The organism is Pseudomarimonas salicorniae (genome assembly GCF_023156535.1).
Lineage (GTDB): Bacteria > Pseudomonadota > Gammaproteobacteria > Xanthomonadales > Xanthomonadaceae > Pseudomarimonas > Pseudomarimonas salicorniae.
This window is the reverse complement of sequence record NZ_JALNMH010000001.1, coordinates 126,899-150,048: the sequence shown is the minus strand read 5'-3', so window position 1 is coordinate 150,048 and position 23,150 is coordinate 126,899. Positions and strand designations below refer to the sequence as shown.

General features: G+C 69.4%; 20 protein-coding genes. 10 read left to right on the top strand and 10 right to left on the bottom strand.

The genetic code is table 11. The features are described 5' to 3' along the window. Positions 1-102: 102 nt before the first annotated feature. From M0G41_RS00645 to M0G41_RS00630, 4 genes are all read right to left on the bottom strand, one after another. Positions 103-1,386, bottom strand: coding sequence for a NupC/NupG family nucleoside CNT transporter (locus M0G41_RS00645; protein WP_248204176.1), 1,284 nt, complete (start codon positions 1,384-1,386; stop codon positions 103-105). 109 nt (positions 1,387-1,495) lie between these two features. After that, positions 1,496-1,705, bottom strand: a complete 210-nt coding sequence (locus M0G41_RS00640; RefSeq protein WP_248204173.1) for a hypothetical protein — start codon at positions 1,703-1,705, stop codon at positions 1,496-1,498. Continuing rightward, positions 1,702-2,709 (bottom strand): hypothetical protein, encoded by a 1,008-nt coding sequence (locus M0G41_RS00635; protein ID WP_248204171.1) that lies wholly within the window; start codon positions 2,707-2,709, stop codon positions 1,702-1,704. Before M0G41_RS00635 ends, M0G41_RS00640 begins: the two co-directional genes overlap by 4 nt. Positions 2,710-2,738: 29 nt before the next feature. Then, a complete protein-coding gene (locus tag M0G41_RS00630; protein WP_248204169.1) occupies positions 2,739-3,401 on the bottom strand; it encodes a TMEM165/GDT1 family protein in 663 nt (220 codons plus the stop codon). 163 nt (positions 3,402-3,564) lie between these two features. Here M0G41_RS00630 and M0G41_RS00625 point away from each other — a divergent pair, with 163 nt between their 5' ends. The 3 genes from M0G41_RS00625 (at position 3,565) to M0G41_RS00615 (ending at position 5,295) form a co-directional block, all read left to right on the top strand. Next, on the top strand, positions 3,565-4,539 hold the full coding sequence (locus M0G41_RS00625; RefSeq protein ID WP_248204167.1) for an aldo/keto reductase: 975 nt from the start codon (positions 3,565-3,567) through the stop codon (positions 4,537-4,539). Between the two features lie 94 nt (positions 4,540-4,633). Beyond that, complete coding sequence (gene hemP, locus M0G41_RS00620; RefSeq protein ID WP_425511216.1) at positions 4,634-4,822, top strand: hemin uptake protein HemP; 189 nt, start codon at positions 4,634-4,636, stop codon at positions 4,820-4,822. A 14-nt stretch (positions 4,823-4,836) separates the two neighbouring features. Next, positions 4,837-5,295, top strand: a complete 459-nt coding sequence (locus M0G41_RS00615) for a hypothetical protein (protein ID WP_248204166.1) — start codon at positions 4,837-4,839, stop codon at positions 5,293-5,295. Here M0G41_RS00615 and M0G41_RS00610 read toward each other — a convergent pair. The 4 genes from M0G41_RS00610 to M0G41_RS00595 all read right to left on the bottom strand — a co-directional run bounded on the left by M0G41_RS00610 (position 5,252) and on the right by M0G41_RS00595 (position 9,537). Beyond that, positions 5,252-7,084, bottom strand: a complete 1,833-nt coding sequence (locus tag M0G41_RS00610) for an SLC13 family permease (protein WP_248204164.1) — start codon at positions 7,082-7,084, stop codon at positions 5,252-5,254. The two genes, M0G41_RS00615 and M0G41_RS00610, sit on opposite strands and share 44 nt — an antisense overlap. Positions 7,085-7,197: 113 nt before the next feature. After that, on the bottom strand, positions 7,198-8,406 hold the full coding sequence (locus M0G41_RS18555; protein WP_282452564.1) for a PDZ domain-containing protein: 1,209 nt from the start codon (positions 8,404-8,406) through the stop codon (positions 7,198-7,200). A gap of 35 nt (positions 8,407-8,441) precedes the next feature. Beyond that, on the bottom strand, positions 8,442-8,972 hold the full coding sequence (locus tag M0G41_RS00600) for a hypothetical protein (RefSeq protein WP_248204162.1): 531 nt from the start codon (positions 8,970-8,972) through the stop codon (positions 8,442-8,444). Next, positions 8,965-9,537 (bottom strand): RNA polymerase sigma factor, encoded by a 573-nt coding sequence (locus tag M0G41_RS00595; protein WP_248204160.1) that lies wholly within the window; start codon positions 9,535-9,537, stop codon positions 8,965-8,967. The genes M0G41_RS00600 and M0G41_RS00595 overlap by 8 nt, the downstream gene beginning before the upstream one ends. A gap of 129 nt (positions 9,538-9,666) precedes the next feature. Here M0G41_RS00595 and M0G41_RS00590 point away from each other — a divergent pair, with 129 nt between their 5' ends. Both M0G41_RS00590 and M0G41_RS00585 read left to right on the top strand, forming a co-directional pair. Beyond that, positions 9,667-12,708, top strand: coding sequence for a serine/threonine protein kinase (locus M0G41_RS00590; RefSeq protein ID WP_248204159.1), 3,042 nt, complete (start codon positions 9,667-9,669; stop codon positions 12,706-12,708). Continuing rightward, the gene (locus tag M0G41_RS00585; protein ID WP_248204158.1) at positions 12,698-13,606 is read left to right on the top strand and encodes a hypothetical protein; all 909 of its coding nucleotides are present in this window, start codon (positions 12,698-12,700) and stop codon (positions 13,604-13,606) included. The genes M0G41_RS00590 and M0G41_RS00585 overlap by 11 nt, the downstream gene beginning before the upstream one ends. Positions 13,607-14,215: 609 nt before the next feature. Here the strand turns inward: M0G41_RS00585 and M0G41_RS00580 are convergent. After that, positions 14,216-15,535, bottom strand: coding sequence for an OmpP1/FadL family transporter (locus M0G41_RS00580; RefSeq protein WP_248204156.1), 1,320 nt, complete (start codon positions 15,533-15,535; stop codon positions 14,216-14,218). Between the two features lie 313 nt (positions 15,536-15,848). Here M0G41_RS00580 and gcvT point away from each other — a divergent pair, with 313 nt between their 5' ends. The 3 genes from gcvT (at position 15,849) to M0G41_RS00565 (ending at position 18,839) form a co-directional block, all read left to right on the top strand. Further along, the gene (gene gcvT / locus M0G41_RS00575; protein WP_248204153.1) at positions 15,849-16,934 is read left to right on the top strand and encodes a glycine cleavage system aminomethyltransferase GcvT; all 1,086 of its coding nucleotides are present in this window, start codon (positions 15,849-15,851) and stop codon (positions 16,932-16,934) included. Positions 16,935-17,271: 337 nt separating this feature from the next. Then, positions 17,272-17,661, top strand: a complete 390-nt coding sequence (gene gcvH, locus M0G41_RS00570; RefSeq protein ID WP_248204150.1) for a glycine cleavage system protein GcvH — start codon at positions 17,272-17,274, stop codon at positions 17,659-17,661. A gap of 620 nt (positions 17,662-18,281) precedes the next feature. Beyond that, on the top strand, positions 18,282-18,839 hold the full coding sequence (locus M0G41_RS00565; protein ID WP_248204149.1) for a hypothetical protein: 558 nt from the start codon (positions 18,282-18,284) through the stop codon (positions 18,837-18,839). Between the two features lie 334 nt (positions 18,840-19,173). Here the strand turns inward: M0G41_RS00565 and M0G41_RS00560 are convergent, their stop codons facing one another. Continuing rightward, complete coding sequence (locus tag M0G41_RS00560; protein ID WP_248204146.1) at positions 19,174-20,427, bottom strand: serine hydrolase domain-containing protein; 1,254 nt, start codon at positions 20,425-20,427, stop codon at positions 19,174-19,176. A gap of 117 nt (positions 20,428-20,544) precedes the next feature. Between M0G41_RS00560 and M0G41_RS00555 the strand changes: the two genes are divergently transcribed. Further along, positions 20,545-21,141 (top strand): LemA family protein, encoded by a 597-nt coding sequence (locus tag M0G41_RS00555; RefSeq protein WP_248204145.1) that lies wholly within the window; start codon positions 20,545-20,547, stop codon positions 21,139-21,141. A gap of 10 nt (positions 21,142-21,151) precedes the next feature. Continuing rightward, on the top strand, positions 21,152-23,131 hold the full coding sequence (locus M0G41_RS00550) for a M48 family metallopeptidase (RefSeq protein ID WP_248204143.1): 1,980 nt from the start codon (positions 21,152-21,154) through the stop codon (positions 23,129-23,131). Positions 23,132-23,150 lie beyond the last annotated feature (19 nt).

Here is a 23,150-nt window from a genome sequence, read left to right as displayed (position 1 = left end):
GCATGGGGCAGGGCAGAGGGTCGCCGGCGACGGCGGCCTTCCGGTATGCCGTGTTGTGGCGGCGGAGAACGCCCGCGTCAAGCGGCGGGCGCTTGTCCTGCTCTACAGCTGGGTGATGACGCCGGCGATCGTGGCGGTCATCAGGGTGGCGACCGAGCCGCCGAACACCGCCAGCAGGCCGAAGCGGGCGAGGTCGGAGCGGCGTTCCGGCGCCAGCCCGCCGATGCCGCCGAGCTGGATGGCGATCGAACTGAAGTTGGCGAAGCCACATAGCGCGTAGGTGGCGATCAGCACCGACTGCTCGGACAGCTGCACGCCCTCGACCTTGCCTTGCACGATGTCGCCGAGCGACAGATAGGCGACGAACTCGTTGAGCACGACCTTGGTGCCGATCAGGCCGCCGACGGTCGGCGCATCGGCCCAGGGCACGCCGATGATCCAGGCGACCGGGGCCAGCAGCAGGCCGAGCAGGCCGGCGAGGTCGGTCGGCCGGCCGAGCCAGGCGGCAAGGCCGGTAACCTCGCCGAACCAGGTCAGCGGCGCGTTGAGCAGGGCGATCAGGGCGATGAAGGCGAGCAGCATGGCGCCGACGTTCAGCGCCAGGCGCAGGCCGTCGGCGGCGCCGGCGGCCGCGGCATCGATCACGTTCACCGTGGTCTTCTCGACCTCGATGCGCACCTCGCCCATGGTCAACGGGGTGCCGGTTTCCGGCACCAGCATCTTGGCAATCACCAGCGTCGCCGGCGCGGCCATGATCGAGGCGGTGATCAGGTGCTTGGCGAACTCGGCCTGTTCGACCGGATCGCTGCCGCCGAGCATCAACACGTAGGCGCCGAGCACGCCGCCGGCGATGGTCGCCATGCCGCCGACCATCAGGGTCAGCAGCTCGGACGGGGTCATCTTCGACACGTAGGGCTTGACCACCAGCGGCGCCTCGGTCTGGCCGATGAAGGCATTGGCGCAGACCGAGAGGGTTTCGGCGCCGGAGACGCGCATCACCTTGGTGATGACCCAGGCCATGCCCTTGACCACGGCCTGCATGATGCCGAGGTGGTAGAGCACCGACATCAGCGAAGCGAAGAAGATGATCGTCGGCAGGACCTGGAAAGCCACCACGAAACCGAACTTGTCGACCCGGGCGAAGTCGCCAAAGATGAACTGCGAACCCTGGGCGGTGAAGCCGAGCACGGTGACGAAGCCCTGGCTCAGCGCGCCGAACAGCATCGCGCCCCAGGGCGTGAGCAGCACGAAGAGGGCGAACAGCAGCTGCAGTCCGAGGCCGGTGGCGACCAGCTTCCAGTCGATGGCCGCGCGATTGCGCGAGAACAGCCAGGTGATCCCCAGCAGGCAGGCAAGGCCGAACAGGCCGAAAAGAATGGCAGACATCGAAGCCCCGGTGAGCGAGGCCAGCCGCGGCGCGGGCCGGGGATGGCGAAATGGTGCGGGGATGGTACCGGCGGGGGCGCGTGGCGCCTAGCGGCGCTGGCTCTGCCGGCTATGGGGATTTCCCGGTCCCGGCGTCCCCGGGTCCGGTTTCGGCGGGCGCGGGATTGTCGCCAGACGGACTGTCCTCCGGACTTGCCAGCCAGGCGATCAGCCCCAGCACGAGCAGGGCGGCGAGGATCAGGGCCGGTGCGGCGTAGAGCAGCGGGTCGCGGGACTTTCCCGGGGCGGGGCGCGGGCGATCGGGGCCGGACTCGCTCATTCGCAGCTGGCCGGGTCGGGGCTGCCGCCGCTCCAGATCCGGCTCAGGCCGGGGCCCGGTCCCGGTGGTGCTGGCGGCAGGCGGCTGGCGATGCGGTCGGTTTCGTCCTGGATGCGCGCCAGTCGGGCCGGCTCAAGCTCGTTGCGCACGCGAGCCAGGCCCTCCTGCATCGGTCCGAAGCTGATCCCGCTTCGCTCGAGCAGGCCGGCATACAGCAGAAAGCGTTCGTCGTCAGGCTGCGAGATCGGTGGAAAGCCCAGGCGCCGCGGTTCGCGCGGGCTGTGGACCCGGGCCAGCGCGGCGATCGCGGCGAGGTCGCCCTGGGCAGCGGCGGCCTCGAGCCAGGGCAGGGCGGTGCTGCGGTACTGCTGCCAGGCGTCCAGCTCGTTGACGAAGTTCATGAAGTCGAGCGCCGGCTGGGTCGCCGCCCAGGTGCGCAGCTCGGGCATCGATCGTGCGGCCTGCTGCTGGAAGGCGAAGGCCTGGTCCAGCTGGCTGCTGTCGAGGCCTGAACATATACGTTCACTGCGCGACTGCTCCGACTCCATACGCGCCAGCTCGTTGATCATCGATTCACGGCGGCCGGGGTCCTCCTCGCGGGCCGCCATGCTCTCCAGACGGCCCGAGCCGCGTCCCATGAAGCCGGCCATGCGGCAGCGCTGCAGCTCCATGGCGAGGCGACAGGCGGCTCGGGCGTCGCCGCGGCCGGCGCGCCCGGCCAGTGCGTCGAAAACGCTGTCCACCGGCGCGTCAAGGGGCGGCAGGGGTTCCGGCGCGGGCCGGTCAGCGGACGACGCCTCGGCCTCGGCGCCGGCAAGCGTCTCGATGCCGGCGTCGAGGGCGATGTCATCGGGGCGCTGTGCCTCGCCGCCGGGCGCGGCGCGCTCGATGCCCGAGTCGACCGCGGCGGCAGCCGGCAACTGCTGCTGGCCGATCCACCATCCGCAGGCCAGCAGCGTGGCGGCCGCAAGCAGGGACAGGGTGATCAACGCGGGCTTGTTCATGCAGGGGATTCCTTCGACAGGGCCCGATGCTAACCAATCGTTGCGTGCTCAAGCACGATCCACAGGGCGAGCAGGGCGAACAGGCCCGCTGCGGCGAGCCGCGCCGCGCGCAGCGGAAGGCGCGCGGCGAAGCGCTGGCCGAGCCAGACCACCGGCAGGTTGGCGAGCAGCATGCCAAACGTGGTGCCGATGACCACCGCGAACAGGGCATCGAAGCGGGCGGCGAGCAGGACGGTGGCGATCTGGGTCTTGTCGCCCATCTCGGCCAGGAAGAAGGCCAGCGTGGTGGCAAAGAAGGCGCTGCGACCCGAGGGCAGCTCATCGCTATCGGGGGCGGCGTCGGGCCTGAGCGTCCACACGGCCACGGCCAGCAGGCTCGCCGCCAGGCACCAGCGCAGGACCGCTTCGGGAACCAGGCCGGCCAGCCAGTGGCCGAGCCAGCCCGCGGCGGCATGGTTCAGCACGGTGGCCACAAGGATGCCGGCGGCCAGCGGCCAGAAGCGCCGGTAGCGTGCGGCGAGCAACAAAGCCAGGAGCTGGGTCTTGTCGCCGATCTCGGCAACGGCAACGGCCAGGGTGGAGACGAGGAAGGCTTCCAAGGGCGACATCCAGGACGACGGCCGGGTGGGCAGGGCGCGGACAACCTGCCACCACCCGGCCGGGCGCGACAGGCTGCCAGCGGTCTCGTCCATCGCCATCGCGACCGCACGTGCCGGGGCCTGCAGGCCCAGCGTGTCGACCCGTGCGCGCCTGCCGTGGCAGGCGGGTCTACTCCCCGTTGGAAGCGGCGTGAGTCTAGCAAAACGCGCCAGCCGCTAGACTCGTCGGCCTCCTCACCGTAGTCGGGACGAAACCATGCAATACCGTCGGATGGGCCGCAGCGGACTCAAGCTGTCCGCCCTGTCGCTGGGCTCCTGGGTCACTTTCGGCAGCCAGCTCGGGCGCGGCGAGGCGCGCGAGCTGGTCGCCCGCGCCTGGGACGAAGGGGTGAACTTCTTCGACAACGCCGAGAGCTATGCCCGCGGGGAGTCGGAGCGGATCATGGGGGATGTCATCGCCGACCTGCGCCTGCCAAGGGACGGATTCTGCGTGTCGAGCAAGGTGTTCTTCGGCAGCGCCGAGGAACCGCGCCCGACCCAGCGAGGCCTGTCGCGCAAGCATCTGATCGACGCCTGCGAGGGCGCGCTGCGGCGGCTGCGGGTCGACTACCTCGACCTCTATTTCTGCCATCGGCCGGATCCCGACGTGCCGGTCGAGGAGATCGTGCTGACCATGGACGCGCTGATCCGCCAGGGCAAGGTGCTGTACTGGGGGACCTCGGAGTGGCCGGCCGAGCTGATCGAGAGCGCCTGCCGGCTGGCCCGCAAGCAGGGCCTGGTCGGGCCGAGCGTCGAGCAGCCGCAGTACAACCTGCTCCACCGCCGGCGCGTCGAGCTGGAGTACGCCGGCCTGTACGCGGAGTACGGCATCGGCCTGACCACTTTCTCGCCGCTGGCATCGGGCCTGCTCAGCGGGAAGTATCTCGAGGGCACGCCCGAGCACACCCGGCTGGGCGACCCCGAGTTCGCCTGGCTGCAGCGGGTGGTCTACGGCGACGATCGCGACGCCCGCGAGGCCCAGGTCCGGCGCTTCGTCGAGCTCGCCGCGCAGATCGGCGAGTCGCCGGCCCAGCTGGCCATCGCCTGGTGCCTGAAGCATCCGCAGGTCAGCAGCGTGATCCTCGGTGCGCGCACCGTGGCTCAGCTGGAGCACAACCTCCACGCCCTGAGCCTCTGCGAGAGCCTTGGCGACGAGGGATTCGAGCGACTGCAGTCGCTGGATCGAGGCTAGCCGCGGCGGAGAATGCCCGCTCCGACGGGCGGTTGCGCTTGGCATCCGGCCGGTGTTAAATGCGAATCGTTCGTATTACACCGAGGAGGTTGCCATGTCCGCCGTCCGCACCGCCCAGCCGATCCTGTCCTTGGCCCGCCCCATGACGCGCCTGCCCGCCGCCGAGCCGGAGCTGTCCAGCAGCCAGCTGCTGCAGGGCCAGCGCGAGGTGGTCATCCGCCATGGCGAGCAGGTCTATCGCCTGCGCCATACGCGCAACGACAAGCTGATCCTGACCAAGTAGATCCTCCCTCGGTCATGTCGGCGGTTCGGCTCCCCGGATACCCGCTGGCGGTCGCGACAGGCGGCTGCCGGCTCAGCGCCCTGTGCGCCTGCGGCCCGCTGGGTATCAGTGGCGGCGACGACTCGGCGCCGCTGCAGATCCTCGCGGCGCTGCTGGTCGATGGCGTCGAGCATGTCGGCGACAGGCTGCGCCTGGTCACTCGTCATGGGGTTCCGGTGGAGCTGTATGCAGTGCCGGAGACCGACTGGCTGGCCTGGGAAGTGCTGTGCGCCGGACTTGCTCCGATGCAGACCGCACCGCGGCGGGAGGCCGTTGGCCGCCGGCTGCTCAGCTTCCGCGCCGGGCGCGGATCGCTGCCCGAGGTCCGCGAAAGCGAGCCTCGTTGCGGCTGGACGCGGCGCTGGCTGAGCGGGGCCGCGTCACCCGGGCTCAGCGCATCGGCCACACCCACGGCACCACCAGCAGGGTGGTGATCAGGACCAGCAGGCTGAGCGGACCGCCGACCTTGACGAAATCATTGAACCGGTAGTTTCCGACGCCATACACCAGCATGTTGGCCTGGTGGCCGACCGGGGTGATGAAGGCGGTCGAGGCGGCGATTGCCACCGCCATGGCGAAGCCCTGCGGCGCCACGCCGAGGCCTTCGGCCATCTGGATCGCGATCGGTGCGACCAGCACCACGCAGGCGGCATTGGACATCACCTGGGTCAGGGCGATGGTCAAGGCGATCACCATCAGCATCGCGATGTAGGCGCTGCCACTGCCGGCCAGCGAGACCAGCGCTTCGGCGATCCACTGCGCGGCGCCGGTATGTTCGGCGTCCATCGCCACCGACAGCGGCATCAGGGCGGCGATCATGAAGATCACGCGCCAGTCGACCTGGGCGTACATGTCGCGCATCGGCATGCAGCCGCTGCCGACCATGGCCAGCACGCCGGCCAGCGCGGCCACCGAGATATGCACGACGCCGCTGGCGGCGGCCAGCACGGTGGCGGCCATGATGGCGATCGCCGCCCAGCGCCGGCGGTGGTCGCGCGGGCTGCGGTCCAGCCGGTTGACGACGAGGAAGTCGGGATTGTGGCCCAGCTCGGCCAGCGCGCTGGATGGCCCGCGAACCAGCAGCACATCGCCGGTCTCCAGACGCAGCTGGTTGATCCGCTCGTCCTCCTGCCGACCATTGCGCCGCAGGCCGAGCACGGTAACGCCGTAGCGCGCCGGGAAGTCGGCTTCGGCCACGCTGATCCCAAGCGAGCGCGAGCCCGGAGACAGCGCCACCTCGCCGATCAGCTGGCGTTCGTCCCGCTGCCCCTCGGCCTCGGGGATCTCCAGCAGGCCGCGCCCCTGCTTCTGCAGCAGGGCAGAGGGATCGCCCTCCAGCTGCAGGTGGTCGCCCTCGAGGAAGACAGCCTCGGGCCAGGGCAGGAAGGAGTAGCTGCCGTCGCCTTCATCACGGCCATAACGGCCATAGCGCAGCCAGGGGCGGTCAGTCGGAGATTCGTTGCGTGTGGCGTCGTACTGACGATGGATGCGCAGCACGGCGACGCCCAGGGTCTCGCGCAGCCGGGCCTGCTCCTGCGAGCGGCCGACCAGCGCCGAGCCGCGTGGAACGATGGCCTCGGTGACGTAGTGGCGCATGCCGGCCGAGTCGTCCGGGTTCCCGGCTGGCGTGCGCACCGGTACCAGTCGCGATCCGATGACCAGGAAATAGATGAAGCCGCAGAGGAACACGGCGAGCCCGGTGGGCAGGAAATCGAACATCCTGAAAGGCTGATAGCCCGCCCGCATCAGTGCCTCCGAGGCGAGCAGGTTGGGCGGCGTGCCGACCAGGGTCGACAGGCCACCCAGCAGCGATCCGAAGGACAGCGGGATCAGCAGTTTGGTCACCGGCACCCCGGTGCGCTGCGCGATCGCGAAGATCGTCGGCATCAGGATGGTGACCGCGGCGATATTGTTCATGAAGCTCGACATGGTGCCGACCAGCAGCATGACGATGGCGGTCAGCCCCAGCGTGCCGCGCACGCCGCTGGCAATCACCCAGCCGGCCATCTCGTCGGCCACGCCGGTGCGCACCAGGCCGCCGGAGAGGATGAACATGCAGACCACGGTGATCACCGCCGGACTGGCAAAACCCGAGAAGCCTTCCGTGGTATTGACGATGCCGGTCAGCATCAGGGCCAGCAGCAGCCCCAGCGCGACGAGGTCGGCGCGCACCTTCTCCGATGCGAACAGGACCAGCGCTCCCAGCAGGAGCGCGAGCAACAACAGCTTTTCCATGCCGTGATGTGGGTTGGGCGCCGGAGGCAGCGCGCGCCCATCCTAACCCGAGGCGTCCGGCGCGCCATGCCCGGCGCCCGGAGTGCATCGCTCCGAGCTAGTTAGCGGGAGAGCACCCTGCCCAGCACGCTCGGGGCCTTTGCCGCGGCGCCGGCCGGCGCTGCGGGCGGCGCGGCCGGTGCCGGTCCGGCGGCGTCCTCCCCCGCCGCCGGCGGAGGCGGGGGCAGCGGAGGCATGGGCGGCAGCGGGGCGATCGGCGGCAGTGGCGGCAGCAGGTCGAGCTGGAGGGCATCGATCTGCAATGCCTCTTCGCGTCCGCCGCGCCGCAGGCGCAGCGAGCGGCTGTCACCCTCGCCGCCGCGCAGACGGCGCATTGCCTCTGCCGGAGAGTCCACCGGCTGGCCTTCGACCGAAAGCAGCACGTCGCCCGGTCGCAGCGGATGGCCCTTGCCCGATTCCAGCACCAGCACGCCACGCTCGCTGTTGAAGTAGCGGCCCAGCTCGGCGTTCAGCGGAAACAGGCGCAGGCCGTTCCAGCGCCCGCTTTCCAGCAGCGCCCCGGCCAGGCACTCCTCGCCCTCGGGGCAGAGCGCCAGTGGGCCATGGTCACCGATATGGAAACGCGCCATGGGCAGGGCGGCGCGAGTCAGCTCCCGGGCCAGCTGCTCACTGAGCTCGCCTTCGGTGGGCAGGGCGGCGAGGACGGGCAGGGCGCGCGGGCTGACCGCCATCCGGAGGCGGGCGCCTCCGCGCTCGACCTCCAGGTCCACCGGATGACCGGCCTGCTTGCTGCGCAGCAGCTCGGTGGCCTGCTCCAGGCGGGCCTCGGGGGAGCTGCCCGCGAGCACGGTGCCGTCGACCGCAACCAGCCGGTCGCCCGCCCGCAGTCCCGCCTCCCGGGCAGGGCTGCGCGGGGAGACCGCGGCAATCGCGATGCCGGGGCCATCGTCCGGCTCCAGCACAACGCCGATCACCGGGCGGGTCAGGGCCCCCTCGCGCAGTGCCCGTCGCATGTCCTCGCCGGCCGCCTGCGCACTTAGCCGCGCCACCCGCGCCGCGACCTCGGCTAGCTCGCGCTGCGAGGCCTGCAGCTCGGCCCGGGCGCGTTCGCGATCGGTGGCGGCCCGTTCCCGATCGGCGGCGTGAATGGCGCGATGCGCATCGCGCTCGGCGGCGGCCTCGGCGCGTCGGCTCTCGCGCTCGGCGCGGGCGGCATCAGGGCCGGCCGACTGGGCGGACACGGCGGGCGAAGCAAGCAGGCCGGCCAGCGCCAGGCTCAGCAGGGTCGGTCGGGTGGGTCGGGTAGTCATGTTGATCTCCTGGTTAAGCAGGGCGCCCTGGCGCCTCAGAGCATCCGGTAGGCGGCGGTGCTGTGGCGATCGGCGCCGGCGAGGCGCGGGGCCGGCTCCTGACGCAGCCGGTAGAGGTCACGCAGCAGCAGCACGCGCTCGCTCCACAGCGCATGGCGCGCGGAGTCGGCAGCGGCGTCGCCGAGCAGCAGGTCGATCAGCGCGATGCGATCGTTGATCGCGCCTTCGACCACCGCGCTGGCGGCGCTGTCCACGGGGGTAGCGAGTCCGGCCAGCAGCCCCTCCCAACGCGCCGATTCGGCACGCAGGGCCGCGAGGCTGGCCGGGGTGGTATCGCCTTCGGTCGGCGGCGGCCCGCCGGTGACCACAGACGGCGGCGGCGCCGGCAGCAGCAGGCTGCCCAGCGCCGCGGCCAGAAGAACGGCTGCGGCGGCCAGCCAGTGATGGCGGCGGTGCGGCCGTGCTTCTGGCAGGGCGGCGTGCAGGCGCTGCCAGCCGTCCTCGGGCGGCGGAGGCGTCGGCAGGTCGCGCAGCGCCTCGCCCAGCAGTCGGGTCGGTTCAGGCATGACTGGGTTCCTCCTTGTCGATGCGCAGCATCTGGCGCAGCCGGTTTACACCTCGCATCAGCTGCGATTTCGAGAAGCTGCGGCTGCGGCCCATGGCGCTGCCGATCTCCTCGTGGGTCAGGCCCTCGCCGTGGTACAGCCAGATCACTGCGCGGGTGACCGCGGGCAGCTGGGCCAGTGCCTCGCCCAGCAGAGCCTGCTCGGCCGCCTGCAGTGGCCAGTGGGTCCCATCGTCCTCGGGCTCGGGCAGTTCGTCCCCGGGCAGATACTCCAGCCGCGAGCGCCGACGAAGTCGCATCAGCGCCTCGTTGCTGGCGATCTGCCGGATCCATGCCCAGATCGGGGCCTCGCCGCGGAACCCCGGCAGCCCGTGATGCACCTTGAGCATCACGTCGTGGAGCACGTCGGCGGCTTCGTCGGCGTCCTGCAGCAGCCGCCAGGCCAGGGCATGCACCGGCCTGGCAAAGGTCCGGTACAGCTCCTCGAAGGCCTGAACGTCGCCGCGGCGGGCGCGGGCGACCAGCAGGTCGGGAAGCTCGATGGCGAAGGCAGTCGGGTGGCTCACGTTGACTAGGATGCGCCTGGCCGGCAAAAGGTCGCAGGGCGCATCCGGCCGGCCCTTCCAGCACGTAAGGTGTGGCCGGGGCCGCTTCCCCCGATGCTATGATCTGAGGCGATACCCGCGGACCCCTCCATGTCCTCACCGGCATTCGAAATACCAGGCTACGAGCTGGTCCGCGAGCTGGGCGCGGGGGGCATGGCGACGGTGTTCCTGGCCGTGCAGCGATCGCTCGAACGCAAGGTCGCGATCAAGATCATGCGCCGCGGCCTGACCGACGAGAACGTCGAGAAGCGCTTCCTGATGGAAGGCCGCACCATGGCGCGGCTGCCGCATCCGAACATCGTCGGCGTCTACGACATCGTCCAGAACGAGTCGATCAATTACATCGCGATGGAGTTCCTCGAGGGCGGCATGCTCTCGGACCGCATGCGCGAGGGCCTGACCCTGGCCGAGGCGATCTCGGTCGTTGTGCAGATCGCCGGCGCCCTGCAGTACGCCCACGACAACAACATCGTCCACCGCGACCTGAAGCCGTCGAACATCATGTTCCGCGACGCGGTGACGCCGGTGCTCACCGACTTCGGCATCGCCAAGGCGCAGAAGAGCGAGGGCGCGACCCGGTTGACCCAGACCGGGATGATGATCGGCACGCCGACATACATGAGCCCCGAGCAGGCGACCGGCAGCGAACTCGACGGGCGCTCCGACCAGTACGCCCTCGGCGTGCTGTTCTTCGAGATGCTGACCGGCAGTGCGCCCTTCGAGGGCTCGACACCGATCCAGGTGGTCCTCGCCCACCTCAATACGCCGCCGCCGCCGCTGCCGCCGCAGTTCGCCTTCTTCCAGCCGCTGATGGATCGCATGCTGGCCAAGGATCGCGAGCAGCGCTATCCCGACCTCAAGATCTTCGTCACCGAGCTCAAGCGGCTGCTCACCGGCAGCGAGTCGCTGCTGCAGAAGCTGCATATCGATCCCAACCAGAGCGCCTCCGAGCAGCTCCGCGCACTGGGTTTCTCCGAGAGCCAGATCCACACCGGCTCGGGCATTTCTCCGCAGCCGCGCAGCAGCGGACAGCATCGGGCCGCGCCGGCCCCGCCAAAGAAGCGTCCCACCGGCAGCGGGCCCGGCGTGCGGCTCGGCGACCGCGAGGAAGCAGGCGAGGGCGGGCGGCCGCCCTGGCTGATCCCCGCCGCGGCGGCCGGTGCGCTGGTTCTGGCGCTCGGTATCGGCTGGGCCCTGTTCGGTGGCGGCGACGACGCCGGCCAGCAGCTCGATCCGGCGATGGAGATGATCATCCGTCGCGATCTCGACGCGGTCGACAAGCTGATCGCCGAGGGCAAGCTGATCTCGCCGCTGGGCGACAACGCCTTCGAGCGGCTGCAGCAGATCAATCAGGTTACCGCGCGCAGCGTCGAGCGCTATGGCCCGGCGGAAGAGCGTCTTGCGCGCATCGCCAGCCTGCTTCGCGAGCAGGCCCAGACGGCGCTTCAGGCGGGGCAGTTCGACGAGGCCGAGCGTCGGGTACAGGAGTCGCTCGCCGTGCTTCCGGAGAATGCCGACAGCACCGCCCTCGCCGAGCGCATCAGCCAGGCCAAGCGCTCCGCCGAGCTGGAGGCCGAGGTCGCCCAGTGGATCGCGACGGCCGCGGAGGCACAGCGGGCGGGCCGCCTCTACGGCGAGGGCAAGGACACCGCGCTTGCCGCCCTGCGCCGGGCGCTGGAGATCGATCCCAACTCCTCTCCGGCCAAGCAGGCCATGCAGGCCCTCGTCGCCCAGGCGCTGCGTCCCGCCGAGCAGTCGCTGGCTGCGGGAAAGCTCGACGAAGCGCAGGCCACTCTGACCCAGGCGGCGCCCTTCATTGGCGGCGAAAGCGCCTGGCTGGCCCTGAACACGCAGCTCGAGCAGGCCGCCCGGGCGCAGCAGATGAAGGCGCGCATCGACTCCCTGCTGAGCCTGGCCAAGCGGCAGCTCGCCGCCGGCCGTATCGCCGAACCGGCCGGCGACAACACCCTCGAGACCCTGCAGCGCATATTCGAGATCGATCCGCGCCAGGCCGATGCGCTCGCCCTGCAGGCGCAGGCGGCGGATTCGCTGGTGAAGTCCGCGCGCAGCGCCGAGCAGGCTGGTGACTTCAGCCTGGCACTCAGCCGCTATGACCAGGCGCTCAAGGCCGATCCCAAGGACAGCGCCGCGGCCAGTGCGCGGCAGGCGCTCGAGCAGCGGGTCGGTGAGCGACAGGCGGCAATCTCGCGCAGTCTGGCGGCGGCCCGCGACGCCATCGCCGGCCGGGTCTATTTCCCGCCGAGCAGGAACAACGCCTACGACCTGCTGCGGGAGGTACTGCAGCAGGATCGCGACAACCGGATCGCCAGCCAGCTGCTCGGTGACCTGCCCAAGCTCAGCCGCGAGTCGGCCCAGGCGATGGCGGACGAGGGCAAGTCCGCCGAGGCCCTCGAGCTTCTCAAGCAGGCGCAGGCCATCTACAAGAACGACGCCCAGATCGCCCTGCTGGCCTCGCGGATCAGTGCGCGCCGCGACGCCGAGAAGCAGGCAGCCAAGCGCGAAGAGCTGCTGGCCGACCTGCGCGCCGAGTGGTCGAAGCGCAAGCTCGATCCCGATAGCGCCAGAGCCATCAGCTTCGCCATCAAGGAGCTGCTTGCCCTCGATCCGCGCGACAGCGAAGTTCTGGCCTTCCGCGACCAATTCCTGCGCGGGGTGAACCTGGTGATCGAGGCCGCCCGTTCGCAGCGGGACATCGATGCGCTGGGTCCGGTGATCACCGAGGTCGCTGGCCAGTTCGGCGAAAAGTCCGCCGAGGCCGAGCTGTTGCGCAGCGCGCTGGCCGACCGCAGCAAGGCGCTGGTCGCGGCCGAGCGTGAGCGCCTGGCCGCGCTCAGCGGCACGCTGATCCTCAACGCCACGCCCTGGGCCAACGTCGAGTCGGTGGTCGAGCAGGGCAGCGGCCAGGCGGTGGACCTTGGTAGCGACCGCGCCACGCCGCTTCGCCTGACCGTGCCCGAAGGCACCTATCGGGTGACCTTCCGCCATCCCAGCGAATCGCGCCCGGTGGTGCAGGTGGCCAGCGTGCGGGCCAAACAGAGCCAGCAGGTCAGCGCCGGGTTCCGCAATCTCAGTGCCGAGGACTATCTGAAGCGGGTGGGCTATGCGAATTAGCCCCGCGCTTGTGCTGGGCCTGCTGTTTGCCGCGGGCAGCGCCGACGCCAGCTGGATCCGGGAGTACGACCGCGGCCTGCAAGCGGTGAAGCAGGAGGACTGGGCCGAGGCGGAGCGGCGTTTCGCCGCCGCCATCCGAGAGGACGCCAATCCCGAGGCGAGGCGTCGCTTCCAGGGCGTGGTCTACCGGCCCTACGTGCCGCACTACTACGCCGGCCTTGCCGCCTACCGGCGCGGCGACTGCGAGACGGCCATGCGCTACTGGTCGCACGCGCCCACGGTCAGCGTGCTGGCACGGCTTGACGAAGAGCGCACCGAGCACCAGCGCGGCGTCGGTGCCTGCCAGACTCGCCTGGCCCAGGCCAAGCCGGCGGCGCCCGCACAGCCGGCGCCCTCGACGCCGAGCGTGGCACGCAACGAGCCGCCGGCTGCGACACCAGCCGCGACCCCGAAACCGAGTCCATCGGTGGCCCGCACGACGCCGACCACGCCGCCGCCGCAGACCAGCACCCGCAGTTCCACTACGGCGACCGCTACGCGCAGCGAGCCGGCGCCGGCTCCCGCGCGGCCCGCCCAGGCCGCGCCCAGCAGGCCGACCGCCAGCCCGGCCCCGGCGGTGCTGCGCAGTGCGGTGGAATCCTGGCTGGCCGGGAACTACACCGAGCTGCTGCGGACCAATGCCGGCAGCGCCAGCGACCCGCGTAGCCGCGCCCAGCTGCATCTGTTCCGCGCCGCAGCGGCCTTCGTGCTGGCCGAGCAGGCCGGCCAGGCCGAGGCCGGTGGTCTCGACAACGCCCGGCAGGAAGTCCGCGCGGCCCGAGCCGCAGAGTCCGGCCTGCAGCCCGACGAGGTGCTGTTCTCGCCGCGCTTCCGCCGCTTCTGGCAGCAGACGCGCTAGCGATCGCGGGCGCCGCGCCCGCGGCCCTGCCCGCGTCGGAGGTCGACGCTCATCGGTGCCTTCGGAGCCAGCGCCCGTAGGAACATGCTCGGCCAGTGGCTGGCCGCACTGGAAGGCCGCACTGGAACTGGCACCAGACCAGCATGGCCAGAACCCCGAGGCGAGAAACGGCCGCGAAGCAGACATTCATAGGGTGCGGCTGGCCGCACCGGGCGTACCGTCCGAACGCCCGTATCGGTGCGTCGAAGACGCACCCTATGGAGCTTCGCTGACGCCCAGCGAAACCCGACTGTGGGAGTGCCCTTGGACGCGACCGCGGAGATCCACTCTTGCCGGGGTCTGTAGTGAATCCGTAGCGCGGCGGTCGCACCCAAGGGCGCTCCCACAATCTGACTGCGGCAAGGTCTGATCTGCGGCGCAAAGGGCCTTGCAGCACCGTTGCATGCAGGGGCCAGCTTGCAGGCGATCGTCCTATTCAGGGCGCCGATCGCCAGCAAGCTGGCTACATGCGGGTTTTGCGTTACGTCTGCTTCGCGCTCAGCCCTGTTCGTCCCCGGAAAAGAAAAGGCGCGCCGGGGCGCGCCTTTTCCGTGACTCTGCCCTGCAGGATCAGAAGCGATAGACACCCGACACCGAGAGGGTGTCCAGGCGATCGGAGCGGTCGTAGGCGAAGTCGATCTGCATGCTTTCGAACAGCATGCCGAAGCCCAGGGAGACGTGGGTCTCGTCGTCGCCCGCGGCGAACAGGGTGGCGAAGGCCAGCGCTTCGTTGGGGCTGCTGAAGTTCAGGCCCTCCGGGTCGGCATCGAACTCAAGCGTGTGGCGCTTCTCGCGCCAGATACCACCGCGGATGAAGGTCGGGTTGGCCGTGGCGAAGGCGTATTCGACGCCGAGCCGCGGCTCGATGCTGTCCTTGATGCGGATCGAGCGCAGCAGCTGCGGATCGCTGAACTGCACGGTGTCCGGCGTGGTGAAGAACGGATCGTCGATGTCTTCGGTGATGTTCGAGTAGCCGACGCGGTTGACGTCCAGGTTGATGACCAGGGCGTCGGTGGCCCGCCAGCTGACGCCGATGCCGAACACGTCGGGCGACTTGAACGGCGTCGTGGCGTCGGCCGTCCGAATCGTGGTGCCGTCGAAATCGATGAAGTCCGAGGTGTAGGCGTAGCGGAACTCCGGCGCACTGCGGTATGAGATACCGAAGCTGACGTTGTCGCTGCCGCGGAACAGGAGGCCGACGTTGTAGCCGATGTCGTCGTCGTCGCCGCGCTGGCGCTGCGCCACGCGCAGGGATCCGTCGGTGTCGAAGCGGTCGAGCGACGAGGTCATCTCGAAGTCGTTCCAGTTGATGCCGGCACCGACCGAGATGGTCTCGGTGGCGTTCCAGGCAAAGCTGGCACCGTAGGTGACCACCTCGAGATCCGTGCGGCTGGTCACCGCGCGAATGAAGGTGCCCTGCGGGTCGCCCTGGAACGGAATGGCGGAGGAGCTGTGTCCACCGTTGAAGTTCACCATCTGGTGACGGTAGAGGGCGAAGGCCCAGTTGTCGCGCGGCAGCACCCAGGACAGGTAGGAGATCTCGTCATCGTCCGCCGAGCTGTCCCGGTACAGCACATTGCTGTTGTCGTACGGGTTGGTGGTGATGAAGCCCTCCTGGGCGTAGGGCACTTCACGGTTGTAGTTGCGGTACTCGACCGAGAACTGCTGCTCGAGTCCGAGCCGGGTCAGACCCGCCGGGTTGACCAGGGCGGCCGTGGCGTCATCGGACGCGCCGAGGAAGGCGCCACCCATGCCGAGGCTGCGCGCGCCGGGATTCGAGAAGTTGAAGGGCACCAGCGCCGTGGCCTCGGTCGGAGCGAGGGCGGAGGCGCCGGTGCTGGCCACGAGCAGGCCGAGTGCAACGGCCGTCGACAACGAACGTGCTTTCATGAGCGGATCTCCCCAATGGACCCGCTTAGCTTCACAGCTTTTTAACCGCAATTCCAGTGGTGGACCCGGCTGCGCGGTCGGCTGAAACCCAGTCGCCATATGAAGCTGCGGGTCAAAGGGACTGTGTATGGCCTGCGGCCGCCGTCACCGCCAGCCGCTCCACCGGGCCGGGCCGGCGGCCCAACCGCGACACCGCCGGTGTATCCACCGTCCGGAGGGCGCGCCGTCGAGCGCCGGCCAGGCCAGGACGGTCCTCGCCGGTTGCTGCGCGGCCCCGCATAATGCGCGCCTCGAGATTCAATGGGAGCCGCGCATGACCCGCAAGACGATCCTCAACGATGCCCACCGCGCCCTCGGCGCGAAGATGGTCGACTTCGGCGGCTGGGACATGCCTATCCACTACGGATCCCAGATCGAGGAGCACCATGCCGTGCGCCGGGATGCCGGCATGTTCGACGTCTCCCACATGACCGTCGTCGACCTGTCGGGCGCGCGCTGCCGGGACTTCCTGCGCTACCTGTTGGCCAATAACGTGGACAAGCTGAAGAAGCCGGGTCGTGCCCTGTATACCTGCATGCTGAACACCGCCGGCGGCGTGGTAGACGACCTCATCGTCTATTTCCGTGATGAGGACGACTTCCGGCTCGTGGTCAATGCGGCCACCCGCGACAAGGACCTCGCCTGGATCGAGACCCAGGCGCCGCCGTTCGGCATCGAGGTGCGCGAGCGCCCCGAACTGGCGATGATCGCGGTGCAGGGTCCGCGGGCACGCGAGCGTTTCGCCGGTCTTCTGGATGCCGCCGGGCGCGAGGCAGTGCTGGCCCTGCCGCGCTTCGCCGCGGTCTCGTGCGGGGAGCTGTTCGTGGCCCGCACGGGTTACACCGGCGAGGACGGCTTCGAGATCACCCTGCCCGAGCAGGTCGCCGCGGAATGGTGGCAGCGCCTCGTGGATGCCGGGGTGCGGCCGGCGGGACTGGGTGCGCGCGACACCCTGCGCCTGGAGGCAGGCATGAATCTGTATGGTCAGGACATGGACGACCGCGTGACCCCGTTCGAGGCCGGTCTGGCCTGGACGGTCGCGCTCGACGGCGAGCGCAACTTCATCGGTCGACCGGCATTGGAGGCGCAGCGCGCCGCGGGGGTGCCGACCCAGATGATCGGCGCGGTGATGGACGACAAGGGCGTGCTCCGACACGGCCAGCGGGTGCTGTGCAGTACCGGGGAGGGCGAGGTGCTGTCCGGTACCTTCTCGCCCACGGCCTCGAAATCGATTGCCTTCGTTCGCGTCCCCGCCGGCGAAGTGGCTGACCTGCGTGTCGACATCCGTGGCCGTGAGGTTCCGCTGCGCGTCTTCAAGCCGCCCTTCGTCCGCGAAGGCAAGGCGGCCGAGGGGCTTTAAGGAGACTCTGAACAAGTCCAGCGCCCCGCGCCGGAGGTTGTGCAGCCGGCCAGCAAGGCGCGCGGCGCAGGGCGTGGTGGTGCCACGGCCAAGACGCGCAACACAGCCGGATGGCTGCACAATCCCGGCCCGGAGGGTTGCCACGGTGTGCGCCCGCACCTGCGTTGGCCACCTTGAACGTGGCACCACCACGCCCTGCGGCGTCCGCCTTGGTGCGAACGCACACCGCGGCAACGCGGGGCACTGGACTTATTCAGAGGCTCCTCAAGCCGCGCGGCCCAGGCACCCTGCTCGTATACAATCGCCAGCCGTTCCCTTCCCAGCCAGTGAGCGCGTCATGAAAGAAATCCCCGGTGATCTGAAATTCCTGAAGTCGCACGAGTGGGCACGCCTCGAAGACGGCGGGCGGGTGACCGTCGGCATTTCCGACCATGCGCAGAACGCGCTGGGCGACCTGGTTTACGTCGAGTTGCCCGATGTCGGAGACCAGGTCGAGGCCGGCAACGGCGTCGCCGTCGTCGAATCGGTCAAGGCGGCGTCCGACGTTTACGCCCCGGTCTCCGGCAAGGTGGTCGCGGTCAACGACGCGCTGACCGATGCGCCCGAGACGATCAACTCGGATGCCTTCGGCGACGGATGGATCTGCGTGATCCAGGCCGACGACGCCTCCCAGCTCGACGAGCTCCTCGGTCCGGACGAGTACGCCGAGCAGATCGAGGACGAGTAGTCGGTCGAGCAGCGCGGTGCTCTCCGGAAACCGCGGCCTCGGCCGCGGTTTTTCTTTGTGCCGACGCCGAAAGGTCCGCGCACTTCCGCGCAAATCCGCGCGTCGAGGCTGTTGCGCTGCGCCATTCCGCGCGACTGTGTTCGGTGTGCCTGTTCGGCCGGCCGTCCCGGAACCACTTAGCATGTAGATCGTTCCGGAAACTCTGGCAGCAAGGAAAATCGCGGCTTGCGAAGAATCCAAGTGTATCTGTATGTTATGTAATTCCGGTGCGTTTTCCGGGGCGGCAAGAACATCGGTCGCGAAGCCTGAAAAAAAAATGACTTGACTTGTTGACAGTGGAATTTCACGTGATTAGCTTTCGCCCAGCAGACCTGACTGCGAAGAGCGGTGAATAGAGAACGAAGCAAGCTCTACGGCAAACGCGGTTTTTCGGACGCGATCCCCTTCGACATCGAAGAGAGCGGCTTTTTCTCCTCCGATTTCTGCCAGCGGTTCCGGCAGCCGGTCTTCGCCACCAGACGCAAGACGCCCGCAGTGAAGGGAACTGCGGGCGTCTTCGTATGCGGCCTCCCCGCCGCACCGGGCACCAGCAAGTCCCACTGACGAAGAGCGAGGGCGTTATGGCCACCAAGAAAGCAAGTGCGAAGAAACCGGCCGCCAAGAAGGCGGCAAAGAAGGTAGCGAAGAAGAGCGCCGCCAAGAAGGCCGCGCCGAAGAAGGTCGCTGCCAAGAAGACCGCGGCCAAGAAGGCAACCAAGAAGGTAGCCAAGAAGGCTGCAGCGAAGAAGACTGCCGCCAAGAAGGCAACCAAGAAGGTAGTGAAGAAGGCTGCCGCCAAGAAGACCGCCGCCAAGAAGGCGGTGAAGAAGTCGGCGAAGAAGGCGACCAAGAAGGCCGCTGCCAAGAAGGGTGCTGCCAAGAAGGGTGCGACGAAGAAGGTCGCAGCCAAGAAAGGTGGCGCCAAGAAGGCCGCTGCCAAGAAGGCGGTGAAGAAGGTCGCCAAGAAGGCGACCAAGAAGGCCGCTCCGAAGAAGAAGGCTGCTGCCAAGAAGCCCGCGGCCAAGAAGGCGGCTCCGAAGAAGGCTGCCAAGAAGGCTCCGAAGAAGGCTGCACGCAAGAAGGCAGCCAAGCCCGAAGCGGCTCCCGCCGCGCCGGCTCCGATGGCGTCTCCGCTCTAAGCGGAAGCGTCTCGTTGCCTGCCGCCCCTTCCCCGTCGCCCGGGCGGGGAATGGCGGTCTTCCCTTCACCCAGCGCCGCGGTCTTCCGCGGCGTTGCCGTTTCAGGGCAGGCCTGCGAAGACTCCCGGCCGGTCCGGCGTTCCGCACCGTGCCGGGTTGTGGCGTCGATCAGGACGCGGGACGCGATATGGCTGCATGGCTGCACCATCCTGCCCCGATTGCTTCGACGTGCGCGCCGGCGGCCGCCTTCGACCTGCCCGCACGTGGCACCGCCGCGGTTGCCCGGGCGCGCGCGCTGCGGCAACGCGGGGTGCAGGACTTGTGGAGAGGCGGCCTAGCGCTCGCGCTGCTTCGGCGCCTTCTCGAGGCCCGTCCAGTCGCGGCTCGGCAGGCCGAGGTAGCGATCAAGCACGGCCGGCATCAGGCCGGAGGGCGCGGACGACTCACAGTTCCAGAGCACCACGATGCCGAAGCGCGAGCCGGGAAACATGCCGAGCATGGCGCGATAGCCCTGCACCGCGCCGGCATGGAATACCAGGGTGCGCCCGGCGTAGTCGAACACGCGCCAGCCGGTGGCGTAGTCCGCATCGCGCACCCGGGCGCCGCGCCAGCCATGACGGCGCAGCTCGTTCGGCGTCTTGACCTGAGGCGCGTGGAGGTCGGCGAGCAGGTCGGGGTGGAGCACATCGGGTCGGCCTCCCGTGTGGGCGATCATCCAGCGCGCCATGTCCGCGACGCTGGCATTGACGCCGGCGGCGGGCGGCACGCGGTAGTAGTTCTCTTTCGGGCGCACCGACACCCAGCCGCGCCGCCCGCGGACGTGGGGACGCGCCCAGCTCTCGCTCGCCTCCAGCGCATCGCGTCCGTACGTGCTGGAGTACATCTCGAGCGGATGGAAGATGCGCCGTTCGACCTGGTGGGTGAAGAAGTCACCGGTGGCCGCGAAGACCAGGTCCGAGACCAGGCTGAAGGCGATGTTCTGGTAGCCGTAGCAATCGCCGGGGTCGCAGGTGGCCGGGGCTTCGGCGAGCTTCGCAGCGAGAAGGGGGTAGGGCTCGTCGGCCTCGAGATCACGGTCGTAGGTGTGGAAGGGCAGGCCCATCCGATGGCTGAGGATGTCGCGCAGCGTGACCCGCTGGGCCGCGCCGGCGCGATTCAGGGCGAAGGAGGGAAACGGATCGACCACCCTCGACTCCCAGCGCAGTGCGCCCTCGTCAACCAGGAGGCCGGCCAGCGTGCCGGCGAAGGCCTTGGACAGCGAGGCCAGCCGGAATACCGTCTCGGCGCTGACCTGTTCGCTCTTGCCGGCCTCGACGACGCCGTAGCCGCGCTGCAGCAGCACGCGATCTTCGTGAATGATGGCCACCGCCATGCCGACCACCTTGCCCCGCGTGACCACCGACTGCGCGAGCCCATCGGCGTAGCGCACGAGGGGAGCGAGGTCCTTCGGGGCGCTGCTTCCGGGGGCGGCGACGGGTTCGGCCGAAACGGCCCAGGGGGAGATCAGGACCAGCGCAAGCGTCACGAGCCGGGCGCGAAGGCGTCTGGGTGCATCAAGCGGTACGGAGGGAAGGCGGCGGTCGGGCATGCGAAGATTCTAAACCGGCAAGCCCGCCACCGCGTTGCGCTGCCGTGCAGGGCGTTCACCCTACCGGGTGCCGCCAAACGCTGTTAGCTTTGTTCCATCAGCATGAAGGGGGCTGTCATGACTGGACTGATCATCATCGTTGTCCTGCTTGTCGGGATCGGCCTGTGGCTGGTTGGCCTCTACAACGGGCTGATCCGGGCACGCAACGGATTCCGCAATGCCTACGCGCAGATCGACGTCCAGCTGCACCGTCGTCACGATCTGATTCCCAATCTGGTGGAAACCGCCAAGGCCTACCTCAGCCACGAGAAGGACACGCTGGAGGCGGTGATCCGCGCCCGCAACGCGGCCATGCAGGCCAGCGACGCGGCCAAGGGCCATGCTGGCGAGGCGCAGGCGATGCAGCAGCTGGCAGGCGCCGAGAATGCGCTGACCCAGACCCTGGGCAAGCTGTTCGCGCTGTCCGAGGCCTATCCGGACCTCAAGGCCAACACCACGATGATGCAGCTCAACGAGGAGCTGACCTCGACCGAGAACAAGGTGGCCTTCGCCCGTCAGGCCTATAACGACCAGGTGATGACCTACAACAACCGGCGCGAGACCTTCCCGGCGAACCTGTTCGCGGGCGGCTTCGGCTTCCCCATGGCGGCGCCGCTGGAAATCGCCATCGCCGATGCGCACAAGCGCGAGGCACCGAGGGTGTCCTTCGGCTGATCGCCCCGGCATGACCGGCAATTTCTTCCAGCGCCAGGAAAGTGCGCGTCGCGCCACGCGCAGGCTGGTCATGCTGTTCGCCGCCGCCATCGTGGCGGTGGTGGCGGCCGTTTCGGCGGTGGTCCTCCTCTGCCTTGCCCTGATGGACCGCGATGGCGTGCTCGCGGCGGGCGGCGCCGCGGGCTGGCTGGCAGGGCAGGGCGAGGTGCTTCTTGGTGTGGCGGTTGCCGTTCTCCTGCTGATTCTCGCTGCGTCCTGGTATCGCAGTCGCTCGCTGCGCCGCGGCGGTGCCGAGGTCGCCCGGCTGCTCGGGGGGCGGGAGGTGCAGGCCGACTGCATGGATCCGCACGACCGTCGACTGCGCAACGTGGTCGAGGAGCTGGCCATCGCCGCCTGTCTGCCGGTGCCGGCCATCTTCGTGCTCGACAAGGAGCCGGCGATCAATGCCTTTGCGGCCGGCTATTCGCCCAGCGACGCGGCGGTGGCGGTCACCCGCGGCGCGCTGGAGAAGCTCAATCGCGACGAGCTTCAGGGCGTGGTGGCCCACGAGTTCAGCCATATCCTCAATGGCGACATGCGTCTTAACATGCGCCTGCTCGGGCTGCTGTTCGGCATCGTGGTGATCGGTGTGCTGGGACGCCAGCTGCTCCACGTCGGCCGCGGCAACTCACGAAACGCCGCGCCGCTGGTGGTGGGCGGGCTGGGCCTGCTGGTGGTCGGCGCGGTCGGCGTGTTCTTCGCCCGACTGATCAAGGCGGGCATCGCCCGCTCGCGTGAGGTGCTGGCCGATGCCAGCGCGGTGCAGTTCACCCGGCAGAGCGCCGGGCTCGCCGGGGCGCTGAAGAAGATCGCCGGTCTGGCCGAAGGCTCGGGCCTGCAGAACGCGCACGCCGAGGAGGTCAGCCACATGCTGTTCGGCGAGTGGCGCGGCTACTCCTCCTGGTTCGCCACGCACCCGCCGCTGGTCGAGCGCATACGCGTGCTTGATCCGGCCTTCAACGACAGCCGGCTGGCCGAGCTGAGCCAGCGCTGGGATGCGCAGCCGCCTTCAGGCCTGGACGAGGACGTGACCCTGGGCCTTGCCGGGGATGCATCGATCGGAGCGGTCAACGTGCTGCCCAAGGCCGACAGCCAACTGCGGCCGGTGCCCGGAACCACCGCCGCGCGCATCGCCCAGCCGATCGGCGACGACACCCGTCGCGCCTCGGGTCTGCACCGGCTGATGCCGGAGGCGCTGACCGATGCTGCCCGCGACGCGCAGCGCGCGGCCGCAGTGCTGCTGGCCCTGCTGCTCGATCGCGACCGCGCGATTCGCGCCCGGCAGCTGGCGGAAGTTGCGGTGGTGCTCGACGAGGACGCCGCGGACCGGGTCAGCGAGTACCTGCCGCACTGCGAGTCCCTGCACCCCAGCCTGCGCCTGCCGATGGCGGCGCTGACCTTTCCCGCCCTGCGCCGGCAGTCGCGGGAGGCGCTGATGGATCTGGTCAAGTGTGCCCAGCGCCTGGTCCACATCGACGGCAAGGTCAGCCTGTTCGACTACTGCCTGTCGAAGATGCTGCAGACCCAGGTGGTCGAGGCTCTGGAGCCGGCCCGCTATCGCGCCGCCGGGAAGCGCAAGCTGGCCGACTGCAAGCCTGCACTGTCGGACCTGTTCGCGGTGCTGGTCAGCTACGGCTACGACGACCCCGAGCCCATGCGGCGGGCCTACATCGCCGGCCTGCTGGCCGTGCTGCCCAGCGAGCGCTTCGAGTTCGCGCCGCCGCGGCAGTGGATTCCGGCGATGGACAAGGCGCTGGCCGAACTTGACCGGCTCGACCCGCACGGCAAGCAGCTGCTGATCGAGGGCATGGTGGTGGCGATCAGCCACGATGGTCGTATCAGCGTCGACGAGTCCGAGCTGATACGCGCCGTCTGCGCCTGCCTGCATTGCCCGCTGCCGCCGGTGGTGGAGCAGCGGGCACGGCCGCGCCACCAGGCCGACCGCCACTAGACCGGAACCGGTCCGGGCG

Excerpts from the sequence above, each read along its gene's own strand:
- M0G41_RS00645 (WP_248204176.1), bottom strand. The coding sequence starts at position 1,386 with ATGTCTGCCATTCTTTTCGGCCTGTTCGGCCTTGCCTGCCTGCTGGGG.
- M0G41_RS00640 (WP_248204173.1), bottom strand. The coding sequence starts at position 1,705 with ATGAGCGAGTCCGGCCCCGATCGCCCGCGCCCCGCCCCGGGAAAGTCC.
- M0G41_RS00635 (WP_248204171.1), bottom strand. The coding sequence starts at position 2,709 with ATGAACAAGCCCGCGTTGATCACCCTGTCCCTGCTTGCGGCCGCCACG.
- M0G41_RS00630 (WP_248204169.1), bottom strand. The coding sequence starts at position 3,401 with ATGGACGAGACCGCTGGCAGCCTGTCGCGCCCGGCCGGGTGGTGGCAG.
- M0G41_RS00625 (WP_248204167.1), top strand. The coding sequence starts at position 3,565 with ATGCAATACCGTCGGATGGGCCGCAGCGGACTCAAGCTGTCCGCCCTG.
- hemP (WP_425511216.1), top strand. The coding sequence starts at position 4,634 with ATGTCCGCCGTCCGCACCGCCCAGCCGATCCTGTCCTTGGCCCGCCCC.
- M0G41_RS00615 (WP_248204166.1), top strand. The coding sequence starts at position 4,837 with ATGTCGGCGGTTCGGCTCCCCGGATACCCGCTGGCGGTCGCGACAGGC.
- M0G41_RS18555 (WP_282452564.1), bottom strand. The coding sequence starts at position 8,406 with ATGACTACCCGACCCACCCGACCGACCCTGCTGAGCCTGGCGCTGGCC.
- M0G41_RS00600 (WP_248204162.1), bottom strand. The coding sequence starts at position 8,972 with ATGCCTGAACCGACCCGACTGCTGGGCGAGGCGCTGCGCGACCTGCCG.
- M0G41_RS00590 (WP_248204159.1), top strand. The coding sequence starts at position 9,667 with ATGTCCTCACCGGCATTCGAAATACCAGGCTACGAGCTGGTCCGCGAG.
- M0G41_RS00585 (WP_248204158.1), top strand. The coding sequence starts at position 12,698 with ATGCGAATTAGCCCCGCGCTTGTGCTGGGCCTGCTGTTTGCCGCGGGC.
- M0G41_RS00580 (WP_248204156.1), bottom strand. The coding sequence starts at position 15,535 with ATGAAAGCACGTTCGTTGTCGACGGCCGTTGCACTCGGCCTGCTCGTG.
- gcvT (WP_248204153.1), top strand. The coding sequence starts at position 15,849 with ATGACCCGCAAGACGATCCTCAACGATGCCCACCGCGCCCTCGGCGCG.
- gcvH (WP_248204150.1), top strand. The coding sequence starts at position 17,272 with ATGAAAGAAATCCCCGGTGATCTGAAATTCCTGAAGTCGCACGAGTGG.
- M0G41_RS00565 (WP_248204149.1), top strand. The coding sequence starts at position 18,282 with ATGGCCACCAAGAAAGCAAGTGCGAAGAAACCGGCCGCCAAGAAGGCG.
- M0G41_RS00560 (WP_248204146.1), bottom strand. The coding sequence starts at position 20,427 with ATGCCCGACCGCCGCCTTCCCTCCGTACCGCTTGATGCACCCAGACGC.
- M0G41_RS00555 (WP_248204145.1), top strand. The coding sequence starts at position 20,545 with ATGACTGGACTGATCATCATCGTTGTCCTGCTTGTCGGGATCGGCCTG.
- M0G41_RS00550 (WP_248204143.1), top strand. The coding sequence starts at position 21,152 with ATGACCGGCAATTTCTTCCAGCGCCAGGAAAGTGCGCGTCGCGCCACG.